Raw genomic sequence first — 14,407 nt, 5'->3', positions numbered from 1 at the left:
GTCATTGCGGCCAGCGGCGGAGGATCAGCGAAGTGTTGATACCGCCGAAGGCGAAGTTGTTGCTCATGGCGTATTCGATGTCCATCGCCCTGCCCTCGCCGGCGATGTAGTCCAGCTCGGCGCAGCGCGGGTCCGGTTCGCGCAGGTTGAGGGTAGGATGCATCCAGCCCTCGCGCATCATCTCCAGGGCCACCCAGGCTTCCAGCGAACCGCAGGCGCCCAGGGTGTGGCCGGTATAGCTCTTCAGCGCGCTGATCGGGATCCGGTTGCCCAGCACGGCGGCGGTGGCGGCGCTTTCGGCGACGTCGCCATGGTCGGTGGCGGTGCCGTGGGCGCTGACGTAGCCGATCGCCTCCGGCGGCAGGTCGGCATCCTCCAGTGCCAGGCGCATGGCCACCGCCATGGTGTCGGCATTGGGCTGGGTCACGTGCCGGCCGTCGCTGTTGGTGCCGTAGCCGACGATCTCGCCGTGGATGCGGGCACCGCGCGCCAGGGCGTGTTCCAGCTCCTCCAGCACCAGGGTGCAGGCGCCCTCGCCCACCACCAGGCCGTCGCGACCGGCATCGAAAGGTCGCGGCGTGGCGTCCGGCTCGTCGTTGCGGGTGCTGGTGGCGAACAGGGTATCGAACACCGTCGCCGAGGTGACGTCGAGTTCCTCCGAGCCGCCCGCCAGCATTGCCAGTTGCCGGCCGCTGCGGATCGCTTCGTAGGCATAGCCGATGCCCTGGCTGCCGGAGGTGCAGGCGCTGCAGGTGGTGACGATGCGGCCGGTGATGCCGAAGAACACGCCCATGTTCACCGGCGCCGTGTGCGCCATCATCCTGATGTAGGTGGTGGCGTTGATGTACTGGGTGTTCTTCTCGGCCAGGGTACGGCCGAAATCGCTCATTGAGGCCGGCGTGCCGGCCGAGGAGCCGTAGGAGATGCCGACCTTGCCGCTGCCCAGGATCGGGTCGCCCAGCAGGCCGGCGTCGGCCAGGGCGCGCTCGCTGGCCAGGGTCGCCAGCAAGGCGACGCGCCCCATGGCGCGGGTGGCCTTGCGGGTGTAGTGCGCCGGCAGCTCGAAATCCGCGCAGGGAACGCCCAGACGGGTATTCAGTCCGCGGAACTCGCCCCACTCGTCGAAGCGGCGGACCGCGTTGCGGCCGGATTTCAGCCAGGCCCGCACGCTCGGCCAGTCGTGACCGAGGGGACTGATCACCCCGCGGCCGGTGACCACCACCCGCCGGCTCACAGCATGCCCCCGTTGACCGAGATCACCTGCCGGGTGAGATAGCCGGCCTCGTCGGAGATCAGGAAGGACACCACCGCCGCCACGTCCTCGGGGCGGCCGAGCCGGCGCAAGGGAATCATCGGCAGCGCCTCCGCGATCACGTGTTCCGGCAGCATGCCGGTCTCGATCAGGCCGGGGGCGACGCAGTTGACCGTGATTTGGCGCTTGGCCAGTTCCAGGGCCAGGGCCTTGGTGGCGCCGATCAGGCCGGCCTTGGCGGCACTGTAGTTGGTCTGGCCCCGATTGCCGGCAAGCCCGGACACCGAGGCGATGGTGACGATGCGGCCGGGCTGGCGCCGGCGCACCATCGGCATGACCGCCGGCTGCAGCACGTTGTAGAAGCCGTCCAGGTCGGTGCGGATCACGCTGTCCCATTCCTCGGCGCTCATGGCCGGGAAAGCGGCGTCGCGGGCGATGCCGGCGTTGAGGACGACGCCATGGTAGGCGCCGTTGGCCTCGGTATCGGCGCTGATGGTGGCAGCGCAGGCGGCGCGGTCGGCGATGTCGAAGGCCAGCACCCGGGCTTCGCGGCCCAGGGCCCGGATCTCCGCGGCCGCGGCTTCGGCCTGTTCGCGCCGGCTGCGGCAGTGTACGGCGATGTCGAATCCGTCGCGGGCCAGGCGCAGGGCGATGGCCCGTCCGATGTCACCGCTGGCGCCGGTGACGAGAATGCAGCGATTGCTCATGAAGCGGAGTTCCCCAGGAAGGCGTCGGGATCGGGTGGCTCGAAGACCGAGACGTTGGCCGTGGCCAGGACCTCGCCGGCTTCGAGGATGCGGCAGGCGAACATGCCCAGGCCGTTCTCGCCGAACAGCTCGCGGCGGCCCTCTATCTGCAGGCATTGGCCCGGATGGAAACCGGGGCAGCTGGCGCGGTAGCGGCGGGTACCGAGCAGAAACCCCGGCTTTACCGCCTCGCCGCGCGACAGTGCGCGGGCGCCGGCCCAGGCGGCGATGGCCTGGGCCATGTACTCGATGCCGGCGAAGGCCGGGACCATGCCGCCGTCCAGCAGAAGATGGTCCTCCCCGACCACCGCCTCGGCCAGCACCTGGTTCTCGTCGCAATACAGCACCCGTTGCAGCCACAGCATCGGCTCGCGGTGCGGCACCAGACGTTCGATCGGCAGGGAGGCTACTACGTCGTTCATTCCGCTTCCAGCACAAGGGCGATGTTGCTGCCGCCGAAGGCGAAGGACTGGCTGAGCACGCGGCGCAGTCGCGACACCGTCTCGCCGGGGCGCGCCAGCCGCACCGTCGCCAGCGCCGGATCGGCCTCGCCGTCCCACCAGTGCGGCGGCAGCCGGCGCTGCGGATTGCGGGCCAGGCACAGCCAGGCGACGGCCGCCTCGATGGCGCCGGCGGCGCCGAGGGTGTGGCCGGTCATCGGTTTGGTCGAGCTGGCGGGACAGTCCTGGCCGAAGATGCGGTGATGCACGCCCGCTTCCATCGCGTCGTTCTGCAGGGTCGCGGTGCCGTGCAGGTTGACGTAGTCGATCTCCTGCGGGCGCCGTCCTGCCCGCGCCAGCGCCTCGCGGATGCAGGCCTCGGGGCCGGCGCCGGCGGGATCGGGAGCGGACATGTGGTGGGCGTCGGCGCTCTCGCCCCAGCCTGCCAGGCGCACCGGCCCCTCCTGCCGCGTCAGCAGGAACAGGGCCGCGCCCTCGCCGATGTTGATGCCTGCGCGATGCCGCGAAAAGGGATTGCAGCGGCGGTCGGACACCGCGCCCAGGGAATCGAAGCCGGCGACGGTGAAACGGCAGAGCGAATCGGCGCCGCCGGCGACGACCGCGTCGCAGAAGCCCGCCTGCAGCAAGCGCGCGGCCGAGGCCAGGGCCTTGGCGCTGGAGGAGCAGGCCGTGGAAATGACATGGGCCGGCCCACGCAGGCCCAGCAGCTCGGCCAGGAAGCGTGCCGGCGTGCCCATTTCCTGCTGCCGGTAGTGGAAGTCCTCCGGCCAACGGCCGGTGGCGATGCGATGGATGTTGGCCTGCTCGCTTTCGCCAACGCCGGAGGTGCTGGTGCCCAGCACCACGCCGAGGCGCATGGCACCGAAGCGTTCCGCCTCGGCGGCGACGGCGTCCTGCAGCGAAGCCGCCGCCAGGGCCAGCAGCGCGTTGTTGCGGCCGCGAAGAGGCAGCGGCCAGTCGGCCAGCGGATCCAGCCCGCCCGGCACCCAGCCCAATGGCATGGGCCGGCCCGGGCTGCAGGCCTCGCTGATTTCAAGGCCGCGCGGCCGGTCGGCGGCGAAGAGACCGGCGGCGACTTCGTCCACATGGCGGCCGAGCGCGCAGGCCAGGCCCAGCTCTCGCAGGAAAACCGCGCTCATGGCAGCTCCCGCGTCTCGATGATCAGCTCGTAGCCCGGCCGGCGCAGGCGGACGCGCTTGTCGTCCAGATGCACGATCTCGACCAGGGTGCTGCGGCCATGGCGCAAGCGCCGGCCATCTCTTCCCTCCTCCAGGGTCCAGCCGGTGGGCATTGCCGCGCGGATCGCCTCGGCCGGCCAGTAGACCAGTTGCACATCATCCAGCACCCGCTCCGGCGACAGCGTCAGCGGCGCCTGCGGCGCTCGCGACTGTTCCAGCGCCTGCCCGTCCCAGCGCAGCACCAGCAGCACTTGGCCGAAGCGGTGCAAGGCCAGTTGCAGGCGCTGCGCATCGGCTTCCAGGCGCGCGTCCAGCACATCCTCACCGCCGGCGTGGCGGAAGCTCAGGCGCTGGTCCGCCGCCAGCGGTGCCGGCAGCAGCGCCGGCGCCAGCCGCAACGGTGGCGGCAGCGGCGCGGGCCTGCCGCGGGCGCCGGCGCAGGCCGACAGGGCCAGCAGTATCGCCAGCGCCGCCAGTCTTGCCAGATCAGATGATGGCCTCAGGCGGAACACAGCTCCTCCAGCACCGCCAGCCGGCGCCCCTCGGCGACGTAGGGGTTGTTGGTGTCCCAGGCGTAGCCGGCCAGGATGGCGCAGATCATGCGCCGGATGTCCGGGTTCTGCCGCGGATGGAAGATGATGTTCTGGAAGCCGCCGGCGTACCAGGAGTCCACGAAGCGGCGGAAGGTGCTCACGCCCAGGCGCAGCGGCCGCTCGTATTCGGTGTCCCAGTTCACGTTCTCGCCGGCGAAGCGGCGGCGCAGGCAGTCGGCGGCCAGGGCCGCCGACTTGAAGGCGATGGTTACCCCCGAGGAGAACACCGGGTCGAGAAACTCGCCGGCATTGCCCAGCAGCGCGTAGTGGCGGCCCCAGAGCGACTTCACGTTGGCCGAATAGCCAACCAGGCGGCGCGCCGGCATGGTCCACTCGGCCTTGTCCAGCAGCCGGGCCAGGCCGGGCTCCTGCGCCACCATGGCCTTCAGGCGGGTGTTGTCGTCCCCGGCCGCCTGGCTTTCCAGGTAGGCGGCCTCGGCCACCACGCCCAGCGAGCAGGTGCCGTTGGAGAACGGGATCGTCCAGTACCAGACATCCTGGCGGTCGGGATGCACCGAGATCAGGATCTTGTTGCGGTCGAAACCGCCGTCGGCCGGGATGTTGTCGCGGACGTGGGTGAAGATGGCGCCACGCACCGGGAAGCCCGAGGGCGTTTCCAGGTCGAGCAGGCGCGGCAGTACGCGGGCGAAACCGCTGGCGTCGAGCACGAAGCCGGCTTCCACCTCGTATTCCCCGCCCTCCGGGTCGCGGACGCGGACCAGGGCGCGCTCGCCTTCCAGGTCAAGCGCCAGCACCTCATGCCGGAAGCGCAGTGTCGCGCCCATGCGCTCGGCCTCGCGGGCGAGGATCTCGTCGAAAGTGGCGCGCTGCACCTGGTAGGTGGTGCCCCAGCCCGAGCTGAACTTGTCGCGAAAATCGAAGATGGTGTGGCGGCCGGCGCGGGCGAAGGCAGCGCCGTTCTTGTACTGGAAGCCGGCCTCGACCACGGCCCGCAGCATGCCTGCGGCCTCCAGGTACTCCATGCTTTGCGGTAACAGGCTCTCGCCAATGGAGAAGCGCGGGAACTGTTGCTTTTCCAGCATCAGCACCTCATTGCCCTGCCGTCGCAGCAAGCCTGCGGCCACCGAGCCGGCCGGTCCCGCGCCTATGATCAGCAGGTCGGTCTTTTCGCGGCGCAGGCTCATGAAGGCATCCCCTTGAGAGTCGGTGCAGTATCGGTTCGAAGGCCGGCCGGCCGGAAGCACGGGCTGAGCAGCCAGACCAGGCCGATGCCCAGCAGCAGCGTCAGTCCGAAGCCGTGCAGCGCCGGCGTGGCGGAAAGCGCCAGCAGGCCGAAGGCAAGCCAGGTGCTGGCGGCTCCCAGGCAGACAGCCAGCCAGGCCGGCGGATCGTCTTCGTGCTCGACCAGGAAGATGCCGTAGTCCACCCCCACGCCCAGCAGCAGCAGTTGTGCGAGCACGCCGAACAGTTGCAGCGGCACGCCGAACCAGCCCAACAGGCCCAGGCTGATCGCCGCTGCCAGCACCGTCGGCGCCAGCACCCGCCAGGCCTTGCGGCGGAAGCGCAGCCAAAGCGACAGGGCCACCGCCGCATAACCGACCAGCAGCAGCCACTGCATCAGTACCCGATAGCGGCTCAGCACGGCGGAAAAATCGGCGCTTCGGTCCACCCAGCGCACGCCTTCCAGTCCATCGGCGGCGGCGGCGGCGCGGGCCAGGCCCTCCTGACCCAAGCCTTCGAGCAGCACCAGGCTGACCCAGGCGCCATCGTGCCGGCCCAGCCATTGTGACCGCAGCGCTTCGCCCGGGGCGGCGGCCAGGGCGACCTCGGGCAGCAGCCAGAAGCCTTGCGGTGCCGGCGCCCCCGGCGCCTGGCCGATCCGCTGCCGGATCCGCTCGAAAAGCGCGGTCTCGAGTTCGCGGACGATCCGTTCGTTCCGCTGCTGCCGGGCGATCGACGGTACCAGCTGCGACACCGCCCGCCAGCCGCGCAGATGGCCCTCGTCCACGCCTGCCTGCAGCCGCCCGGCCAGCGCTTCCTCCAGTTGCAACAGCGTCTGCGGATCCGCGGCGCGCAGCAGGTAGAACTGGGCCGGGCTGGGCAGGCCCAGGCGCTGGCTGATCTCCCGTTCGTCGGCCAGCAGGTCCGGCGGCGAGGCCTGCAGTGCCCGCAGGCCATCCTCGCTGCGCAGCTGCAGCCAGCCGCCCGCCGCGGGCAGGAGCAGCAGCGCCAGCAGCATCCAGCCGCGTCGGCCGGCCGGCCAGCGCGGCCAGCGGTGCAGACTCTCGGCAATGGCGCGGGCGAAGGGGCTCTGGCGCGGACGGCCCGCATCCAGCCAGGGGAACCACAGCAGCACGGTGGCAAAGGCGCCGGTCAGGCCGGCCACGGAAAACAGCGCCATCTGCCTCAGTCCGGGCATGGGCGCGATGCCCAGTGCCAGGTAGGCCAGCAGGCTGGTCGCCAGCGCCAGCAGCAGCGCCGGCGCAAGCTGCCGCAGCAGGGTGCGTGGCGGTACTCCCGGCTGGCCCTGGCGCGAGGCGAAGTAGTGAATGCCGTAGTCCTCGGCGACGCCGATCAGGGTGGCGCCGAAGACCAGGGTCAGCAGATGTACCTGGCCGAACACGAGCCGGGTGGCGGCCAGGCCGCACAACACGCCGACCAGCAGCGACAGTGCCACCATGAACAATGGCCGCAGGCTGCGGAAGCTCAACCAGACCAGCAGCAGCACCGCCGCCATCGAACCCAGGCCGATGAGGCTGATCTCCTGGTGGGCGCGCACCGCCGCCGCCTCGGCATGCAGGGGCACGCCGGCGCGCAGCATCCGCACCGGCATCCCCGAGGCGGCCGTCGCCGCGTCCAGCGCGGCCTGCAGGCGCCGCTGCAGATGCGGCTCCCCATCCAGGTTGAAGCTGGGGCGGCTGTAGCGCAGACGCAGCAGGACCCAGTCGCCGGCGCTGTCGGGTACGCTCAGCAGTCCATCGCGTCGGCGGATATCGCCCGCCCTCGCCTGCCAGGCCTCGCCCCACAGGTCCAGGGGGTCTTCGGCCCAGGGCAGCAGGCCGGAGGAAGCACCTGGCGCGTACAGGCGCCGCAGGGCCTCGTCCGCAAGCGTGTCCGGCGAGGTCGCCTGCAGGCGCCGCAGTTGAGCCTCGGTGATCAGGCCACGCCGGTAGGGCGCCATGACGCCCAGCGCGGCGATCGCCTTCGCCGCATCGGTGCTTTCAGGTTGCAGCAGCCCGTCTTCCCGCAGGTGCGTCAGGAAGGCTTGGGCGGCGGCGCGGGTGGCCGCCCAGTCGCCGCCGCGCAGCAGCACCACGACTTGCTGGCTGGCGGCCTCGGCCAGGGCATCGGTGGCTGCCTGCAGCGCCGGGTCGGCGCTGCCGGGCAGCAGGGCGAAGACATCGCTGTCCAGCCTGCCCTCGCGCCAGAAACCGACCTGCTGCCAGCCGAGCATCGCCACCAGCAGCAGCCAGGCCAGGGCAGCGCCCGGCCACAGCCTGGTCCACTTTCGATCACTCAAGACGGGCGGCCTCCTCCGCGGCCGGGGCGGCGGCGGTCTCCAGCCCGGTGAAACGGATCAGCGTCGTCTCGTCCGCGCGCTCGATACGCACCTCGCGGACATGGCGATCGCCGGCCAGCTCCAGCAGGCCGAAGGCCGTGCCCAGGACAGGATCCCGCGGCGACAGGCGCAGGCGCCAGGCGTGCTCGCCCGCCGGCAGTTGTTCGGTCCGGAACCGATCCTGCAGCGACTTCAGGTCGCCGCCGAGCAGGGCCAACAGCATGCCGGTCACCTGCCCCGCCCGGTCCTCGCCGGTGCCAGGCAGCGGCCGCCGGGCTCCGTCCGGGCCGATCTCATACATCTGAGCGGTCGTCACCACCAGCGTGGAGGGAAACGGCTCCCGCGTCTCCCAGAGCAGGCCGCGGCCACGCAGCAACAGGAAGCGGCCCTGCGAGCGCAGCGGCGCCTGGAAGCCGGCGATGCGCTTTTCCTGGACGAAGTCGCCGCGCAGTACCGCCGGGCTTTCCAGCGGCGGCAACTCCATCGCGGTCGCCGGCATCGGCGCCAGGGCCAACAGCAGCGCAAGCAGACCGGTGACCATCAGGCTTCCCGCCCCAGCTTGCGCGCCAGCACCTGCGGCGAGACCAGGCACATCTCGCCGGTGCGCAGATCCACCGCCACCTGGATGGTGTGGGCGCGGGTCAGCACTTCGCCGGTGTCGGCGTCGCGGATCAGGTAGTCGATCTTCAACCGGTTCTCCCACTCGACCAGCGTTGCCCGGACCTTCAGGCGCTGACCGTAGCGGGCCGGCCGCACATATTTGCAGCGCATGTCCACGACCGGCCATGCGTAGCCGGAATCGCGCATCTGCGGATAGTCGTAGCCGAACGATTGCAGCAGCGCGCAGCGGGCATGTTCGAAGTAGCGGACATAGTTGCCGTGCCAGACCACGTCCATCGGATCCAGGTCGTGGAAGGCAGGGCTCAGTTCGATTTCGGCGTACAGCTCAAGCTTCATAAAGCGGCCACTCCTCGGCGCGGATGGCGGCCAGCAGGGCCCGCAGCTCGCCGTCCAGGGCACGGTCCTCGACCAGAAGCGGTATGCGCGCTTCCAGGTCGGCCTGCATCGCCGTCGCCTCCGGCGCCAGCTGCGGCTCGCTGCCAGTGCGCCGGCGCAGGGCCAAGGCCTGGCGCGAGGCGATCAGCATGGCCGCCGCCACCTGTTCGGACAGCTCGAGCACACGCAGCGCGTCGCGGGCGGCGATCGTGCCCATGCTGACCTTGTCCTGGTTGTGGCATTCGGTCGAGCGCGAGAACACCGAGGCAGGCATGGTCAGTTTCAGCGCCTCGGCGGTCCAGGCCGACACCGAGATTTGCAGTGCCTTCAAGCCATGGTTGAGCGGCGCGCGCACTCCCTCCGCGCCGGACAGGTTGGCGGGCAGGCCATGGTTGTAGCGGCTATCCACCAGTACCGCCAGCTGCCGGTCCAGCAGGTCGGCTAGATTGGCCACCAGGTTCTTCAGGCTGTCCATGGCAAAAGCGATGTGGCCGCCGTAGAAATGGCCTCCATGCAGGACCATTTCCTGCTCGGCGTCTATCAGCGGATTGTCGTTGGCGCTGTTGAGCTCGTTCTCCAGCATGCTCCGCAGCATCGGTAGCGCATCCTCGAGCACGCCGATCACGTGCGGGGCGCAGCGCAGCGAATAGCGGTCCTGCAGGCGTTGCTCGTTGCGCGGCGGCCGGTCCGAGGCCAGGTCCCGGCGCAGACGCGCGGCCACGCGCTGCTGGCCGGGATGTGGTTTGGCCGCGAACAGCGTCTGGTCGAAGTGGTGGGCGTTGCCAGCGCTGGCGGCGACGTTCCAGGCGGTCAGGCGGGTAGCCAGGCGGCCCAGATAGTCGGCCCGGCGCAGGGCTAGGCAGGCCAGGCCGGTCATCACCGCGGTGCCGTTCATGATGGCCAGGCCTTCCTTGGGGCGTAGGCGCAGCGGCCGCAGTCCGTGCATGGCCAGGGCCTCGGCGGCGGGCATCAGGCGCCCGTCGTGCCAGACCTGGCGCTCGCCGCAGAGCGCGGCGGCGACATAGGACAGCGGCGTGAGATCACCGCTGGCGCCGACCGAACCCTCGGCCGGGATCAGCGGCAGGATGTCGTGTTCGAGCAGGGCCTGCAGCTGTTCGAGCAGGGCGATGCTGACGCCGGACATGCCCTGGACCAGGGACTGCAGGCGGGCGAAGAGGACGGCGCGGGTTTCCTCCGGCGTCAGCCAGCGGCCCAGGCCGACGCCGTGGTAGGTGTAAAGGTGCCGCGGCAGCTCGGGTACCAGCGAGGGCGGGATGGCGACGGTGCAGGAGTCGCCGTAGCCGGTGCTGACGCCGTAGACCACGCCGTCCTCGGCGATCAGGCGGTCCACCAGGTCGGCGCCGCGCTGGATGCGGGCCCGGAACGCCGGATCTGTGGACAGCGAGGTGCGGGCCCGGCGCAGCGCCACGTCCACCACGTCCTCGATGCGGAGCGGCCGACCATCCAGGGTCAGGCGACGGATATCAGCGGTTGCGGCCATGCGCGGCGGAGTCCCAGAACGGAAAGAAGTTGAACCAGTCCAGCGGTGAGCGTTTCAGACACTCTCCCAGCCAATCGGCGAAGCGTGCGGCACAGGCATCCAGAGCCTGCTGCCGGTCGTCCCGTGGCAGGCGGACGCGCTCGGCCAGCAGTTCGACCCGGGCGTGGTAGCCATCCCCTTCGTGCAGACAGGCCAGGCCCCAGACCGGGCAGCCCAGCACCGTGGCGACCAGCCAGGGCCCGGCCGGAAAATCGGCCGGCTGGCCAAGGAAGCCGGCCCGCGCCGTGCGATCGCCCCGTACCGGAACCCGGTCGGCGGCGATGGCCAGGAACTCCCCTTCCGCCACCCGCCGCGCCAGCTCGCTGGCCATGCCCGCGTCGAAGGCCGTGACCTGCACCAGCCTCAAGCCCAGACCGGGATTGAGGCGCGACAGGATGCGGTTGAACCTCTGCGCATGCGCGGTGTGGACCAAGGCGGTGACCCGCAGGCCCTCGCGCCAGTCCGCCGCCATCTGCATCAGTTCGAGGCAGCCGACGTGGGCGGTGGCGATTATACCGCCCCGCCCCGCCTCGATCGCCGCCTTCAGGCTCTGCTCGCCATCGCCGCCGAAGCGCACGCGCTCGCGCGGGTAGCGGCCGCCGACCGCCAGCATCTTGTCCAGCAGGGTCTCGGCGAACAGCAGGAAATGCCGCAGCGAATCCATCCGCGTCGGTGCCCGGCCGAGGGCGCCGGTGCTGGCCTGCAGCCGCTGCAGGTACTCGCGCGAGGCGCGGCGGGCCAGTGGCACCGCCAACCAGTAGGCCAGCACCACCGGGTAGAGGCAACAGCGGAACGGCCAGCGGCCCAGCAGGCGGTACACGCCGTAAAGCAGCCAGGTGCCGGCGACGAACGTGTGTTCGCCCAGCCCGGCCCAGTGCAGGCGGCCGCTCATGCCCGCCTCCGGCGCCGGGCGAGCAGCAAGGGCAGGCGCGCCAGCATCCCGAAGAACAGGCGCGCATGCATGGCCGAGATGCGCAGGTTGTCGCGCAACAGGTCGAAATGCGAAACGCCGTCGGCCGGATAGGTGACCCGGGTCTCCAGGTTGCGGACCGCTACGCCCTGCCAGTGCAGGCGCACGATCACTTCGGTGTCGAAATCCATGCGCCGGCCCAGCTGTACCCGCTCCATCAGGGCCAGGGTCGGCGCCAGCGGATAAAGGCGGAAGCCGCACATTGAATCGGCGATGTCCAGCGACAGCGTGTTGATCCAGACCCAGACGTGGGTCAGGTAGCGCCCGTAGAGGCGGGAGCGCGGCACGGAGCGGTCGTAGACCGGACGCCCATTGATCACTGCCTGCGGGAAGCGCCGGCCTTCCTCGATGAAACGCGGCAGGTCGGCGCAGTCGTGCTGGCCGTCGGCGTCCAGCTGCAGGGCGTGGCTGTGGCCGCGCCGGGCCAGTTCCCGGAAGCCGGCCATCACGGCCCCGCCCTTACCCTGATTGTGCTCCAGGCGCAGCAGGCCGACCTGGCCGTCACCGCTGTCGGCAAGCTCGCGCAGGACGGCGGCGCAGCACTCGCCGGAGCCGTCGTCCACCAGCAGGATGGGCAGGCCATGCGGGCGCAACGCGGCAACCACGCTACCGATGGCGTCGGCATGGTCGAAGACCGGGATCAGCACTGCCGGCGAATAGGCGGCCTCAGCCATCGTTGGCCCCAGGCAGGGAAAGCCGCCCGCTCGCATGCACGCCCCGCTCCGATTCGAAGCGGAAGGCCAGTGCGTCCGGCAGCCGCGACAGTTGCAGGCGCAGGCGCTGGCCCGGCCGTACCAGTTGCTGGAACTTGATCGCCTCCATGCCCTGCGGCGAGCCTTCCAGACCGAAGGCTTCCCGGCCCAGGCGCAGGGCCCAGTCCAGCATCACCACGCCCGGCAGGATGGGCTGCTGCGGGAAATGGCCCTGGAACCCTGCCAGTCCCGCATCGGCCTGCAGCTCCAACTCGGCTTCCGTCGGCGTCCGCCGCAGCCAGTGCGGCTCCGGCATGCGCGGGCGGAACAGCTCCAGCAGGCGGTGTTGGCCGGCCTTGCCCTGGGCGTCGGTGGGCAGGGCATCCAGGAAGCGCCAACGGCGCGGCAACGCAACCGGGTCCGCATGGCCCTCCAGCCAGGCGCGCAGGGCCTTGGAGAGCGCGCCCCTGCCCTCGGTTTCAAGCAGTTGCCGGCCGACCTCGCTGGGCACGGCCGCCACGCCCAGCACGGTGCGCGGTCCTGGCAGGGGCAGCACCTTCAGTTCGGAGAGCAGCGGCGAGGCGGCCAGGCGGCGCTCGATCGCGTCCAGGGAGATGCGCCTTTCCTCGATCTTGAGGATACGGTCGGCCCGGCCCAGCAGTTCGAAGCTGCCCTCCGGGCCCGGCCGGGCGCGGTCCTGGCTGCGGTACCAGGCGTCTTCGGCCAGATGCGCGGAACGGATGGCCAACCGCCCGTCCTCGACCCGCACCTGCACGCCCGGCAAGGGTTGCCAGGGCAGGAGCGGCCCACCGCCACGACGCCAGGCGATGCCACCGGTTTCGGTACTGCCGTAGACCTCGATCGGTTCCTGCCCCCACAGCTGCCGCACCGCGTGGGCAGCATCTGCCGGCAGCGGGCCGCCGGAACAGAAAACGGCGCGCAAGCCCTGGCGCAGGCACGTCCAGTCCTGGTTATCCGGCAGGCGCTTGAGGTGGGCAGGGCTGGATACCAGCAGCAGCGGCTCCGGGCCCAGCGCCGCCAGTTCCTCGCTGTGGATGCGGCGCCGGCGGTGCAGGGGCCGGCCGGCGGCCAGCGGCCAGAGCACGCGGAACAGCAGGCCGTAGATGTGTTGCTGCGAGACGGTGCCCTCGACCCGGGCGCCGGTCAGTTGCGCACCGAACTGCGCCTCCAGGGCAGCGACTTCGTTCTGCAGCTGCTCCAGGCGCTTTTCGACGGCGACCGGTTCGCCGCTGGAGCCCGAAGTGAACAGCACCAGTCGGCATTGCCGCGGATCCAGCTCGCGGCCGCTTGCCGGGCTGCCGTCCGCAGGTGCGGGCAAGGCGCCGGGGAAGTTGCCGATGTAATGCGTCACCGACGGCGCCAGCGCGGCGAGGGTCGCCGGCAGCGTGTCGCCGGGCAGCCAGGGGCGGCGGCCGGCCTGCCAGGCGCCGAACAGCGCGGCGGCGAAGTCCAGGGCATCGTCCAGGTGCAGGGCGACATCGCCCCCTGGCAGCGAGGCCAGGAGGTCGCGCCAGCCGGCGACGCGGGCCAGCCAGGCCCGGCGGTCGGTACCGTCACTGCCGACAGGGCGCGAGTCCGGCGCCGCCCCGGCGAGGCTCAGCCCGGCCAGCGACAGGAAGGCGGGTTCAGCGGGCATGTTTCGGCCTCAGCCACCACTCGCCCAGGAACATCATGCCCATCAGCACGTAGGCGATGGCGCCGTTGTACAGGGCCCAGGCGGCATCGCTGCCGGCCAGCGCCGTCCACAGCGCCACCGCACCGTTGCCGACGAAAAACAGGCACCAGGCCCGGGTCACCTTCACCAGCCAGGGCCGGGCTTGCCCGGGCAGGTCCGGGTGGCGCAGGCGGGCGATGCGTTCGATCACCGTTGGCGGATGCCGCAGGCTCCAGCCGAACAGCGCCAGCATCACCGTGTTGACCACTACCGGGTAAAGCTTCAGCGGCAGGCCCGCGTTGCCCAGCCAGGCCAGTAGCGAAAGCAGGGCCGCCGCGCCCGCCGCCAGCAGCCAGGCCGGCTGTGGCGAGGCGAAGACCCGCAACAGGGCGACGACGAGCAGGATCAGGGCCAGGTTGCGCGGTTCGAAGCGGGCCAGGCCCAGCCAGATGGCTAGCGGATACAGCAGGGTCGCCAGCCACGCCAGCGCGGCTGCGGCGCGCGCCATCATCCGCCGGCGTGGGTTTCCACGCCGCCGTGCATCATCGTGTGCAGGGCATCCACCACGTTCTGGATGGTGCGCACGGAACGGAAGGCCTCCGGTTTGAGGTTGCCGCCGAGCAGCGGCTTGAGCTGCACGATCAGGTCCACCGCATCGATGCTGTCGATGTCGAGGTCCTCGCCCAACCTGGCGTCGGGGCGGACCCGCTCCGGGGCGATGCCGAAGGTTTCGCCGAGAATGGAAGTGACGTGCTCGAAGATCTGCTGCTTGTCCATCGTCCTG

At 70.9% G+C, this 14,407-nt stretch carries 15 protein-coding genes; all 15 read right to left on the bottom strand.

Annotated features, from left to right (window positions below):
* Position 1 precedes the first annotated feature (1 nt).
* From F0415_RS00160 to F0415_RS00090, 15 genes are read right to left on the bottom strand one after another with little or no spacing between them, the layout of a single operon-like run.
* Entirely contained in the window at positions 2 to 1,234 is a 1,233-nt protein-coding gene (locus tag F0415_RS00160) for a beta-ketoacyl-ACP synthase (RefSeq protein ID WP_149859175.1), read from the bottom strand.
* Positions 1,231 to 1,959, bottom strand: coding sequence for a 3-ketoacyl-ACP reductase FabG2 (locus F0415_RS00155; protein WP_149859174.1), 729 nt, complete (start codon positions 1,957 to 1,959; stop codon positions 1,231 to 1,233). The genes F0415_RS00160 and F0415_RS00155 overlap by 4 nt, the downstream gene beginning before the upstream one ends.
* Positions 1,956 to 2,420, bottom strand: coding sequence for a hotdog family protein (locus tag F0415_RS00150; RefSeq protein ID WP_149859173.1), 465 nt, complete (start codon positions 2,418 to 2,420; stop codon positions 1,956 to 1,958). Before F0415_RS00150 ends, F0415_RS00155 begins: the two co-directional genes overlap by 4 nt.
* A complete protein-coding gene (locus tag F0415_RS00145) occupies positions 2,417 to 3,598 on the bottom strand; it encodes a beta-ketoacyl-ACP synthase (protein WP_149859172.1) in 1,182 nt (393 codons plus the stop codon). The genes F0415_RS00150 and F0415_RS00145 overlap by 4 nt, the downstream gene beginning before the upstream one ends.
* The gene (locus F0415_RS00140; RefSeq protein WP_188310235.1) at positions 3,595 to 4,149 is read right to left on the bottom strand and encodes a DUF3261 domain-containing protein; all 555 of its coding nucleotides are present in this window, start codon (positions 4,147 to 4,149) and stop codon (positions 3,595 to 3,597) included. Before F0415_RS00140 ends, F0415_RS00145 begins: the two co-directional genes overlap by 4 nt.
* Complete coding sequence (locus F0415_RS00135; protein ID WP_149859171.1) at positions 4,137 to 5,375, bottom strand: NAD(P)/FAD-dependent oxidoreductase; 1,239 nt, start codon at positions 5,373 to 5,375, stop codon at positions 4,137 to 4,139. The genes F0415_RS00140 and F0415_RS00135 overlap by 13 nt, the downstream gene beginning before the upstream one ends.
* Positions 5,372 to 7,711, bottom strand: coding sequence for an MMPL family transporter (locus tag F0415_RS00130; protein WP_210244139.1), 2,340 nt, complete (start codon positions 7,709 to 7,711; stop codon positions 5,372 to 5,374). Before F0415_RS00130 ends, F0415_RS00135 begins: the two co-directional genes overlap by 4 nt.
* On the bottom strand, positions 7,704 to 8,291 hold the full coding sequence (locus F0415_RS00125; protein ID WP_149859170.1) for a LolA family protein: 588 nt from the start codon (positions 8,289 to 8,291) through the stop codon (positions 7,704 to 7,706). The genes F0415_RS00130 and F0415_RS00125 overlap by 8 nt, the downstream gene beginning before the upstream one ends.
* Entirely contained in the window at positions 8,291 to 8,707 is a 417-nt protein-coding gene (locus F0415_RS00120; RefSeq protein WP_149859169.1) for an acyl-CoA thioesterase, read from the bottom strand. The genes F0415_RS00125 and F0415_RS00120 overlap by 1 nt, the downstream gene beginning before the upstream one ends.
* Positions 8,697 to 10,247: an HAL/PAL/TAL family ammonia-lyase gene (locus tag F0415_RS00115; RefSeq protein ID WP_149859168.1), complete on the bottom strand. Its 1,551-nt coding sequence runs from the start codon at positions 10,245 to 10,247 to the stop codon at positions 8,697 to 8,699. The genes F0415_RS00120 and F0415_RS00115 overlap by 11 nt, the downstream gene beginning before the upstream one ends.
* Positions 10,231 to 11,178 carry a lysophospholipid acyltransferase family protein gene (locus F0415_RS00110; protein ID WP_149859167.1) on the bottom strand — a complete coding sequence of 316 codons (948 nt, stop codon included), beginning with the start codon at positions 11,176 to 11,178 and terminating at the stop codon, positions 10,231 to 10,233. The genes F0415_RS00115 and F0415_RS00110 overlap by 17 nt, the downstream gene beginning before the upstream one ends.
* Positions 11,175 to 11,930 (bottom strand): glycosyltransferase family 2 protein, encoded by a 756-nt coding sequence (locus F0415_RS00105; RefSeq protein ID WP_149859166.1) that lies wholly within the window; start codon positions 11,928 to 11,930, stop codon positions 11,175 to 11,177. Before F0415_RS00105 ends, F0415_RS00110 begins: the two co-directional genes overlap by 4 nt.
* Entirely contained in the window at positions 11,923 to 13,605 is a 1,683-nt protein-coding gene (locus F0415_RS00100) for an ApeI family dehydratase (protein ID WP_149859165.1), read from the bottom strand. The genes F0415_RS00105 and F0415_RS00100 overlap by 8 nt, the downstream gene beginning before the upstream one ends.
* Positions 13,595 to 14,131, bottom strand: coding sequence for a COG4648 family protein (locus F0415_RS00095; protein WP_149859164.1), 537 nt, complete (start codon positions 14,129 to 14,131; stop codon positions 13,595 to 13,597). The genes F0415_RS00100 and F0415_RS00095 overlap by 11 nt, the downstream gene beginning before the upstream one ends.
* Positions 14,131 to 14,400: an acyl carrier protein gene (locus tag F0415_RS00090; protein WP_149859163.1), complete on the bottom strand. Its 270-nt coding sequence runs from the start codon at positions 14,398 to 14,400 to the stop codon at positions 14,131 to 14,133. Before F0415_RS00090 ends, F0415_RS00095 begins: the two co-directional genes overlap by 1 nt.
* Positions 14,401 to 14,407: the final 7 nt, after the last annotated feature.

Source organism: Arenimonas fontis (assembly GCF_008386465.1).
Classification (GTDB): Bacteria; Pseudomonadota; Gammaproteobacteria; order Xanthomonadales; family Xanthomonadaceae; genus Arenimonas; species Arenimonas fontis.
Note: the sequence above shows the minus strand (reverse complement) of the source record. Positions and strands in the feature narration are given on the sequence as shown.